This window comes from Vogesella sp. XCS3 (assembly GCF_020616155.1).
GTDB lineage: Bacteria > Pseudomonadota > Gammaproteobacteria > Burkholderiales > Chromobacteriaceae > Vogesella.
On the sequence record NZ_CP085530.1, the window covers coordinates 2,691,738 to 2,700,905 of the forward strand.

General features: G+C 65.2%; 13 protein-coding genes. 3 read left to right on the forward strand and 10 right to left on the reverse strand.

What is annotated here, in order from left to right; genetic code table 11:
• Nucleotides 1–14 precede the first annotated feature (14 nt).
• Nucleotides 15–422: a hypothetical protein gene (locus LCH97_RS12840; RefSeq protein WP_227302032.1), complete on the reverse strand. Its 408-nt coding sequence runs from the start codon at nucleotides 420–422 to the stop codon at nucleotides 15–17.
• A gap of 158 nt (nucleotides 423–580) precedes the next feature.
• On the opposite strand from LCH97_RS12840, the gene LCH97_RS12845 reads away from it, so the two are divergent.
• Nucleotides 581–1,585 carry a cytochrome-c peroxidase gene (locus LCH97_RS12845; RefSeq protein WP_227302033.1) on the forward strand — a complete coding sequence of 335 codons (1,005 nt, stop codon included), beginning with the start codon at nucleotides 581–583 and terminating at the stop codon, nucleotides 1,583–1,585.
• A gap of 46 nt (nucleotides 1,586–1,631) precedes the next feature.
• Nucleotides 1,632–2,039 carry a Fur family transcriptional regulator gene (locus tag LCH97_RS12850; protein ID WP_017507696.1) on the forward strand — a complete coding sequence of 136 codons (408 nt, stop codon included), beginning with the start codon at nucleotides 1,632–1,634 and terminating at the stop codon, nucleotides 2,037–2,039.
• Between the two features lie 438 nt (nucleotides 2,040–2,477).
• On the opposite strand, the gene LCH97_RS12855 is transcribed toward LCH97_RS12850, so the two are convergent.
• The 7 genes from LCH97_RS12855 to LCH97_RS12885 form a co-directional block, all read right to left on the reverse strand.
• Nucleotides 2,478–2,846: a nuclear transport factor 2 family protein gene (locus tag LCH97_RS12855; protein ID WP_227302034.1), complete on the reverse strand. Its 369-nt coding sequence runs from the start codon at nucleotides 2,844–2,846 to the stop codon at nucleotides 2,478–2,480.
• 47 nt (nucleotides 2,847–2,893) lie between these two features.
• Nucleotides 2,894–3,403: a cupin domain-containing protein gene (locus tag LCH97_RS12860; RefSeq protein WP_227302035.1), complete on the reverse strand. Its 510-nt coding sequence runs from the start codon at nucleotides 3,401–3,403 to the stop codon at nucleotides 2,894–2,896.
• Nucleotides 3,404–3,412: 9 nt separating this feature from the next.
• On the reverse strand, nucleotides 3,413–3,820 hold the full coding sequence (locus LCH97_RS12865; protein WP_227302036.1) for a DHCW motif cupin fold protein: 408 nt from the start codon (nucleotides 3,818–3,820) through the stop codon (nucleotides 3,413–3,415).
• Nucleotides 3,733–4,149 (reverse strand): VOC family protein, encoded by a 417-nt coding sequence (locus LCH97_RS12870; RefSeq protein ID WP_227302037.1) that lies wholly within the window; start codon nucleotides 4,147–4,149, stop codon nucleotides 3,733–3,735. The genes LCH97_RS12865 and LCH97_RS12870 overlap by 88 nt, the downstream gene beginning before the upstream one ends.
• Before the next feature lie 81 nt (nucleotides 4,150–4,230).
• On the reverse strand, nucleotides 4,231–4,395 hold the full coding sequence (locus tag LCH97_RS12875; protein ID WP_227302038.1) for a hypothetical protein: 165 nt from the start codon (nucleotides 4,393–4,395) through the stop codon (nucleotides 4,231–4,233).
• Nucleotides 4,395–5,408 (reverse strand): hypothetical protein, encoded by a 1,014-nt coding sequence (locus LCH97_RS12880; protein ID WP_227302039.1) that lies wholly within the window; start codon nucleotides 5,406–5,408, stop codon nucleotides 4,395–4,397. Before LCH97_RS12880 ends, LCH97_RS12875 begins: the two co-directional genes overlap by 1 nt.
• Before the next feature lie 125 nt (nucleotides 5,409–5,533).
• Nucleotides 5,534–6,175: a LysE family transporter gene (locus LCH97_RS12885; protein ID WP_227302040.1), complete on the reverse strand. Its 642-nt coding sequence runs from the start codon at nucleotides 6,173–6,175 to the stop codon at nucleotides 5,534–5,536.
• Between the two features lie 186 nt (nucleotides 6,176–6,361).
• Between LCH97_RS12885 and LCH97_RS12890 the strand changes: the two genes are divergently transcribed.
• The gene (locus LCH97_RS12890; RefSeq protein ID WP_227302041.1) at nucleotides 6,362–6,910 is read left to right on the forward strand and encodes a glycine zipper family protein; all 549 of its coding nucleotides are present in this window, start codon (nucleotides 6,362–6,364) and stop codon (nucleotides 6,908–6,910) included.
• On the opposite strand, the gene LCH97_RS12895 is transcribed toward LCH97_RS12890, so the two are convergent.
• Nucleotides 6,907–7,707 carry an AraC family transcriptional regulator gene (locus tag LCH97_RS12895; protein ID WP_227302042.1) on the reverse strand — a complete coding sequence of 267 codons (801 nt, stop codon included), beginning with the start codon at nucleotides 7,705–7,707 and terminating at the stop codon, nucleotides 6,907–6,909. The two genes, LCH97_RS12890 and LCH97_RS12895, sit on opposite strands and share 4 nt — an antisense overlap.
• 85 nt (nucleotides 7,708–7,792) lie before the next feature.
• Nucleotides 7,793–9,043 (reverse strand): kynureninase, encoded by a 1,251-nt coding sequence (gene kynU, locus LCH97_RS12900; protein WP_227302043.1) that lies wholly within the window; start codon nucleotides 9,041–9,043, stop codon nucleotides 7,793–7,795.
• Nucleotides 9,044–9,168: the final 125 nt, after the last annotated feature.

The following is a 9,168-nucleotide window of genomic DNA, read 5'->3' on the forward strand; positions in this document are numbered from 1 at the left end:
AGTTGGCCGCACTTTCACCTGCGGGTTGCCGTTTCGCCGCGCGCTTCGCGCTCGAACGGGTTGTCCAGATAGGGGCGCCCGCCGCGTAGCCACAGCCACAGGCTGGCCGCCGGGTAGGCCAGCAGTAGCAAGGCGCCCCAGCGCTCGTACTGCCGTACATGAATATGCTCGTGCTGCCGCCAGTGCGCCAGCACGGCCGGGCTGATGCCCAGCACCACGTGCCCCAGTGTGATGGCGCAAAACGGTAGCAGTGACAGGGACGGCCACGGTGGTGCGGCCACCTCCAGCACGCCGTCGCAGCGTTGCGCGCGGCCACCGGCCAGCCATAAGGGCAGCGCCAGCAGCAGGCCGACGGCGCTGGCGGGGGCGGCCCACAGGTAGCGTAATGGCCGCAGTGCGGCCTGAGCGTCACGTTTTTTCATGCAATTCCTGCTTTATAAGGCTACCGCTTCGATACTTGACCCTGATCAAGCCCGCCTTTTACTGCCGCCTTAGACTGGGTTCAGTTTTTAGACACAGTCTAAACCGGAAGCCCCACCCTTCCGCCCTTTCTCTCTCGTCTGCATGAAGGAGCGTCATCATGAAAAAGATCGTACTGGCCATCAGTGCCTGTTTCGCCCTGGGTGGGGGTATTGCCCTGGTTCAGGCTGCTGCACCGGCCAATGAGCCTATCCAGCCCATCAAGGCGGCAAAGGTGAAAAACCCGGCCATGGCCGAGCTGGGCAAGAAACTGTACTTTGATGTGCGGCTGTCGCGCTCGGGTTTCATTTCCTGTAACTCCTGCCACAACCTGTCCATGGGTGGCACCGACAACCTGAAAACGTCCATCGGCCATAACTGGCAAAAAGGCCCGATCAACTCGCCCACGGTGCTGAACTCCAGCCTTAACTTGGCGCAGTTCTGGGATGGCCGCGCCAAAGACCTGAAAGAACAGGCGGGTGGCCCCATTGCCAACCCTGGCGAGATGGCGTTTACCCACGAGCTGGCGGTAGACGTACTGGCGTCGATTCCGCAATACGTTACCGAGTTCAAGCAGGTATTTGGCGATGGCAAGGTCAATATCGACCGCGTAACGCAGTCCATTGCCGCCTTTGAAGACACGCTGGTTACGCCCGACTCGCGCTTTGACCAATGGCTGAAGGGCAACAAGAAGGCGCTGAGCGCGCAAGAGCTGCGCGGCTACCAGACCTTCAAGACTGCTGGCTGTGTGGCCTGCCACAACGGCCCGGCGGTGGGCGGCAACTCGTTCCAGAAAATGGGCCTGGTCAAACCCTACATCACCACCAATACCGCCGAGGGCCGGGTAGCGGTAACCGGTAAAGACGCCGACCGCATGAATTTCAAGGTGCCCACGCTGCGTAACGTGGCGCTGACCTATCCGTACTTCCACGATGGCGAGGCCGCCACGCTGCACCAGGCGGTGGATACCATGGGCAAGCTGCAGCTGGGCCGCGAGTTCAGCAAACAGGAGCTGGACGATGTGGTGTCCTTCCTGCATACGCTGACCGGCAAGCAGCCCGACTTCAAGCTGCCTATCCTGCCGCCATCCAGCGACAAAACCCCGGCACCTAAGCCGTTCAACTAACCCTTTCCCCAGCGGCAGGCCGGGTGCAAGCCCGGCCTGATACACCATGACCCTGCACCACGATATTGCCCGCAAGCTGGCCGACGCCGGCATTCCGCTCACCAGCCAGCGCTTGCTGATTGCCTGCGAGCTGTTTGCCGAGCACTGCCACCTGAGCGCCGACGAGCTGCTGCTGCGTGTGGGCAGCCTCACGCCGGACATCTCGCGCGCCACGGTGTACAACACGCTGAAACTGTTCAGCCAGAAAGGACTGGTGCAGGAGCTGGTGGTGGAAAACGGCAAGCGCGTGTACGACTCCAACACCGCGCCGCACCCGCACTGCTACAACGCCGATACCGGCGAGCTGACCGACGTGCACCAGCAGCTGCAACTGGCCGGCCCCTTGCCCGAGCTGCCGCCTGGTACGGCGCTGGAGCGGGTGGACATTATCGTGCGGGTGCGCAACGTGGCTTGAGTGCGCGCCGTGTATGCAACACAAAACCGCCCTTTCTGGGTAATGCCAGTCAGTTAACGCTGACTGGCGTTTTTTTTTGACTAAGGGGTTGCTGCGTTCAGGGGTGCTTTTGTGTCCGCGATGCGGACGATAATTAGATGCCGGTTCCGCCCGGCAGACGGGTAAGGGGGCGGATTGCCGCCCCCTTTTCATTCCCCCGCAACCCGGGGCTGCTCGAAACCCCGTTCAAAATGGCACGCCCCAGGCGCCGCCGAACTCGCCCCTCGCTAACGGCTCGGGGCTCAAACAAATCGGCGTCTTAAAACCTGGGGCGTACCATTTTGACCGGCTCGCGCCAACGGGATGGGGCGCTTCACTCACGTCCTGCTACTTGAAAACCAAGCATATTCGCCTAACTGACTGGCATTACCCTTTCGGGCGGTTTTTGCATGTGGCGCTTTAGTAGCGCTCTACCGCCACCAGCCGTGGCGGCGGGCTGTAGTCTTCCGGCCACCAGTCGTTGATACGCCAGATCAGGCCGTCTTTCAGCGTGAAGAAGGCGATGCCGGTCAGCGTGTGTTGTTCCACGTGGAACGCGGTGCTGGTGACGGCGCTGTCGCCGTCGGCGATCAGCCGGGTGATGGTGACCGTCCAGTCGCCCGGGTAGGTGGCGTAAAAGGCCACAAAGGCGTCGATGCCGCGAATCAGCTCGCGCGTTTGCGGCACGCGGTATTCGATGCCGGGGTGCAGCGTGCTGGCAAACGCCGGCCAGTCGCGGGCATTGGCCAGCGCCCAGTGGCGGGTGATCAGGTCGTGGGTGCGACTCATCTGTTCATCAGTGCTCCGTGAAGATTGGCCGCAGCGGGCGGCGTGGTTCAGCTGGCGGTGTCGTCGCTGCCGGCCTGGCCGTCCCAGTAGGCCAGGGTGGCCTTGCTGTCGAAGCCCTGCCCCAGGCTGCGCACGCCAACGCGGCCGCTTTCCGGGTACACCACCACCTCGTGCGGGTTGCGCTCGCCAATGATCAGGTAACGGCAAGGCGCGTCGCTGTGGTTGTACAGCGCGTGGCCTACCTGCTGGCCGGCGGGAAAGCACACGTAGTCGCCGCTTTGCATGCGGTAGCGCTGTTCGCCCAGCTGCAGGGTGAGCTCGCCGTCCAGGATCAGCAGGTGTTCTTCTTCCTGCATGTGGTAGTGCAGCGGGCAGGCTTGCTTGCCCGGCGCCAGCTCTTCGCGGCAGACGCCCACGTGCTGCGCGCCGCCAAAGTTGCCCAGCTGTTGATAACGCACGCCGAAGCGGCTGCCCTGTTGATAACTTTCCCAGGGTACGCTGTCGGCGGCAAACGGTTCACAGGCGCCGTCGGTGTTGCTTGTAGTACGGGGATCCATGTGCTGTTCCTAATCGACAATAAACAGCGTGGCGCCCACCGGGGTGGACGAGCGGTGTGGCTCGGCGTGGTCGGCCACCTGGTAGCTGGTGCCTGGCGTCAGCACGAAGCGGCGGCCGTCGGCCAGCTCGGTATGCAGCTCGCCGCTGAGGCACAGCAGGATGTGGCCCTTTTGGCACCAGTGGTCGGCAAGGTAGCCGGGGCTGTATTCCACCATGCGTACGCGGATGGTGCCGAACTGGCAGGTGCGCCACCACGCGGTGCCGCTGTCGCCGGGGTGTTCGGTACGCGGGATGGCGGCCCAGTCTGTTGTGCCAAAAGGGATATCGTTTAGTTGTATATCGGCTCCTGGCTGGCTTGCGCGGCGTGGTTTTCGCGCAGGTGGAAGATATTGCCTTCCGGGTCGTGGCCGTTGCACACGGTAAAGCCCGGCCCCTGGTAGCGTTCGCGGTACAGCGCCCCGCCCTGCGCCGCTATCAACTGGGCGGCGTCGGCCAGGCTGGGTACGGTAAAGAACAGCTTGATGGCTTGTTCGCTACGCGGTTGCGGCGGGGTGTCGATGTGCACGTTGGCCGCAATATGTGGCGGCATGGCGTGCACGATCAGCTGGAAGTCGGCGTTGCTCAGCACCTGGTGTTCGGCATCGCCGTGCAGTAGCTGCATGCCCAGCAGCTGCTGGTAGAAGGCGGCCAACTGTGGCAGATGGCGGGCGTAGATCAGCGCGCCGGCGCGGGCGGGTTGTGGCATGGCAAGCTCCTGTCATGGGCAGGCTTGTACCCTACCGCAGTTGCACCGGCTTTGTCGCGTGGCTTGCCCGGGTGGGCAGGCTCAGGCTGCCACACTGCCTTTGACCGGCAGCGGTAGCTGGTAGCCCACTGGTGTGTCCAGGTCGAACAGCCACACCGCCAGCATCAACAGCAGCAGTACGATCAGCACCTGCAAGGGCCAGCGCGTGGCCGGGTCACGCCACAGTCGTTGCCAGCGCTTGCGCATTACGGCACCTGTTTCAATGGTGGCAGGCCCGCCTGCCAGCGCGCCGGCAAACGCGGCAGCAAGGCGCGGCGGCAGTGTTGCCAAAAAGCAGACAAGGTCAGCAGGCCGCCACCGATCAGCAGGCCGGCCACGGCAAAGCCATCGGCCGCCAGGCCGGCGGTTTGCAGCAGGTGGCTAAAGGCGTACAGCACGTAGGCCAGCGCCGACACCATCAGTGCGCGGCGGTCTATGGCCAGCGATACCACGGCAAACAGCCCGTACAGCCCCAGCACGGCCACCAGCGCCGGCGGGCCGGCAGTGCCTTGCAAAATGCCCAGCATGTCAAAAAACGAGTGCACCATCAGCGGCGCGGCCAGCAGGTGCAGCCAGAAGGCCACGTCCGACTGGCGCTGCAGGCGCGCCGGGTCTTGTTTGTCCCAGTACATGGCTAGCGCAAACGTGGCCACGCCACCGGCCAGAATCATCGGTGCGGCGTACAGCCGCAGGCCGGGTATGGCGCTGATCAGCAAACCCAGCACCATCGCCAGCAGTGCGCCGGTACCGGCGGCTACGGTCAGCGGCACACGGAAGCGCCGCCAGTGCAGCCAGGCGGCCAGCGCGGCACTGCCGCCGCCGGCCAGCACCATCAGCTCGTCCGGCCGGTTGTCTTGCCCCAGTAGTGCGAGCAGGGCTACCGGGCAGGCCACCACAAACGCCCCCAGCAGCGCAATGGCCGGCAGCGCCATGCGGCGGCGGCGGACAAAGTACTCGGCCAGCCCCCAGGCCACGGCGGCTACTGCCGCGGCGCCGACTGCCGGTGCCAGCAGGCTGCCCAGCCACGCTACCGAGCCCAGCAGCAGGGTGCAGGCTATCACCACAAAAATATCGTTAAAGCCGGACAGCAGGCGGAAGTGTTCCTCATCTGCCAGCGCAGTGTGCTGGCGCCGTGCTACCAGGGCGCGAAAATCGCGCACGGCATCCTGGCTGAAGATGCCGGCGTTTACCGCGGCGTTCAGGTCGTCATCGCTATACATGGTGGGGCCCGGGTGGCGTGATGGTGGGCAACCATTATTTGCCTTGCATGGCCGGACGGCAAGCCGCTGCCACGGTTCGATAGCTGCCGCTTGTTATTGCAACGGTTGGCCGCAAGGGTGCTGGTTTACGCCAGCCCCGGCAGGCCACCTGCCAGCTCCAGCAGGATGGCTGCACTCACCAGGCCAAACAGCAGCGCCGTTACCATGTTCACGGCGCGCTGGCTGCGTGCCAGCACAGCCTGCGCCCGGCCGGTGGACAAGCACAGCGCCAGCGCGCCAAACCACAGCAGCGACAGCAGGCATAGCTCGGCTGCCAGCAGCGCGCGGCTGGCCAGGCCTACCTGGGGTGCCACCATGGCGGCCAGCAAACCCATGAAATACACCAGGGCTTTCGGGTTTAGCAGATTGGTGGCCAGCCCCATGCGCACCCCCTGCGCCAGGCTGCCCTGGCTACGTTGGCCGCCATGCCGGGCGCTACCTGCCCCGGCGCGTACGGCCTGCAGTGCCCCCCAGGCTAGCCAGCCCAGGTATAGCGCGCCCGCCAGCTTGATGGCGTTGAACAGCCAGGGCGCACTGGCCACCAGCAGGCTAATGCCGGTAAGGCTGAGCAAGCTATGCAGCAAGATCGCCAGCGCAATGCCCAGCGCGGCACCCAGCGCCAGGGTGCGGTCGTGGCAGGTGCGCAGCATCAGCGCAAAGTCGGGGCCGGGGCTGGCCAGCATCACCAGGTGCAGCGCACCCAGGGTAAAAAACAGTTCGGCAGGCATGGTGTGTTCCACGGTTCAGTCAGGCCGGCCAGTGTGCAAGCGGTACCGGGTGGCTGGCTTGTAAACCATTGCACACCTGCAGCAGGATTTTGTTGCCGAGTGTTTCCGGGTGTATGCCAGGCAGACAAACCGCCGATATACGGGCGCAGCACACTACCTGGCTGGTTATGCCGCAGGAGACACACCATGAACGCCGTTTTACCTATGCTCTGGCCGGTAGCGCTGCTGGCTGCCTGCGCTGTCACGGTACCGCCACCGGCACGGGTACCTACGGTAAGCGTGATGCCGGGCAAGCGCCAAAGCTTTGAGACATTCTTGCTGGATGAGCAACGCTGCCGGCGCCACGCAGCCAGCCAAGGTGGCCATGTGGCGGGTGGGTCTGTGCTGGCCAATAGCGTGGTCGCTGGCGTACTGACCGGGGCGGCCGCGGGCGCCTTGTTAGGCGGCCACCGGCAAGCTGCGGCCAACGGTGCGGCGGCCGGCTTGCTGGCTGGGGTGGTATCCGGCCAGCAGGCTAGCCAGGACGACGAGGCGCGACAGCAGTACCAGTACAACCTGGCATACCAGCAGTGCATGGTGGCCAAAGGCCATATCGCAGAAACCGCCTCGTCGGCGGCCTGGCGCAGTGGCCATGCCCCGCCGTGGTATGTCGTGCCCGCCCCAGCCCCGCCGCCCGCGCAGGGCTGGGTGGTGGTGCCGGTGATTCCGGGCCGCCCGCTACCCGGGCCGCATTAGGGGCCCGCCATCTGCAGGCGGAACTGCGCCGGGGTCAGGCCGTAAGCCTGGCGAAAACCGTGGTGAAAATGGCTCTGGTCGAAAAAGCCCACCGCCAGTGCCACCTCGCTGACCGGCAGGCCGCTGGCCAGCAGCTTCTTGCCCTGCTCCAGCCGCAGGCGCTTGAGCCAGGCGTAGGGGGTGATGCCGGTGCGCTGCTTGAACTGGCGCAGGAAGGCAAAGCGCGTCAGCCCCAGCTGGGCGGCGAGGTCTTCCAGCGTGTGGCGGGCGTCCAGCTGCGCCATCAGGTAGTCGCGCAGGTGTTGCAGCTGCGGCGTGGACAGGCTGTGCGGCTGGCCCGGCAGGCTGAACAGCGTGGCCAGCAGGCGCAGCGTTTCTTCTTCTATCAGTAGCGGGTCGATGGCCGGCTGTTCCAGCCACGCGTGCAGGCGGGCAAAGCCGGCGTACAGGTCGGGCCGCGCCAGCAAGGGCGTGGCAAAGAAACGGCCATCGGCCTGCGGCAACAATGCGGCCAACTGTGCCGGTGGCAGCGAGAACACGCGCACCTCGTAGCCTTCCGGCAGCAGGCTCAGGCCGTCGTGTACCTCGTCCGGGTTTACCGTGGACAGCGTGCCGGCCACCAGCGCGTGGCTGCTACCCTTGTGGATAAAGCGCTGGCCGCCGTGCTGCACCAGGCCGATGTGGTAGTCCAGGTGCACGTGGCGGCCGTAGCTGAAATCCAGATGGCGCGCACGGCACAGCTCCACGCCGGGTAACAGCGGGGTTTGCCAGTAGCGGATGGTGGAGGCGGCGCTCATGCCTTACTGATAGCGCAAATCGCCGCCGCGTGCTTGTAGATTATTGCGGCCAACCCGGCTGCCAGGGTTGGCCGCACGTGCAGGCTCAGGTCACGGCGGTACGTTGCTGGTATTGCGGCTGGCGCCAGCTTTCGCTGTCCAGGATGTCTTGCAGAATGGCGACCGCGTCCCAGATATCGGTGTGGCTCAGGTACAGCGGCGTCAGGCCGAAGCGCAGTACCGCCGGCTCGCGGTAGTCGCCGATGACGCCGCGGGCAATCAGCGCCTGCATGATCTCGTAGCCGTGCGGGTGGCAGAAGCTGACGTGGCTGCCGCGCGCCGCGTGCTCGCGCGGGGTAATCAGCGTGAGCGGGTGCTGGCCACACTGCTGCGCCACCAGGGTGATGAACAGGTCGCCCAGCGCCAGCGATTTGGCGCGGATATCGCGCATATCGGCCTGTAGCGCGATGTCCAGCCCGCACTCCACCATGGCCATGGCGCTGATCGGCTGGGTGCCGCACAGGAAGCGGCGAATGCCGCTGGCCGCTTGGTACGCCGGCTGCATGGCAAACGGCTGCTGGTGGCCCCACCAGCCCGACAGCGGCTGCCAGAAACGGTCCTGATGCGCTGGCGCTACCCAGATAAAAGCCGGCGAGCCGGGGCCGCCGTTCAGGTATTTGTAGGTGCAGCCTACGGCGAAGTCGGCACCGTTGGCGTTCAGGTCTACCGGCACCGCCCCGGCGGCGTGCGCCAGGTCCCACAGCGTCAGCGTGCCGTTGGCGCGGGCGCGGGTGCTTACAGCGGCCATATCGTACATGGCGCCGGTGCGGTAGTTCACGTGCGATAGCAGCAGCACGGCCACGTCAGCATCCAGCGCGACATCCAGCGGCAGCTGCTCGTCTACCAGGCGCAGGCTGTAGCCCTGCTGCAGCAAGTCCATCAGCCCTTCGATCATGTACAGGTCGGTGGGGAAATTGTCGCGTTCGGACACGATCACACGCCGCGTGGGGCGGTCTTGCTGCTGGATGCGCAGCGCGGCGGCCAGTGCCTTGAACAGGTTCAGCGAGGTGGTGTCGGTGACCACGGTTTCGCCCGGCGCCGCGCCGATCAGCTGGCCCAGCTTGTCGCCCAGGCGGGCTGGCAGGTCAAACCAGCCGGCGTCGTTCCAGCTGCGTATCAGGCCGTCGCCCCATTCTTGTGCCACCACCTGCTGGCTGCGCTGCAGGGCACTGTGCGGGCGGGCGCCCAGAGAGTTGCCATCCAGGTAGATCACGCCCGGTGGCAGGGCGAAATGCTGGCGAAAACCGGCCAGCGTATCCAGGGCGTCGGCTGCCTGGCAGTGTGCTCGGGTAATCATGCGGGTACTCGCTTGCCGGCAAGGCCGGCGTGGGTGGAAGACCTTTTTATGCTAGGCCCCGCGCTGGTACATAAAATGGCAAACACGGGTACTTGCCGGCCGGGTTTTCGCAGGATAGTGTGTAA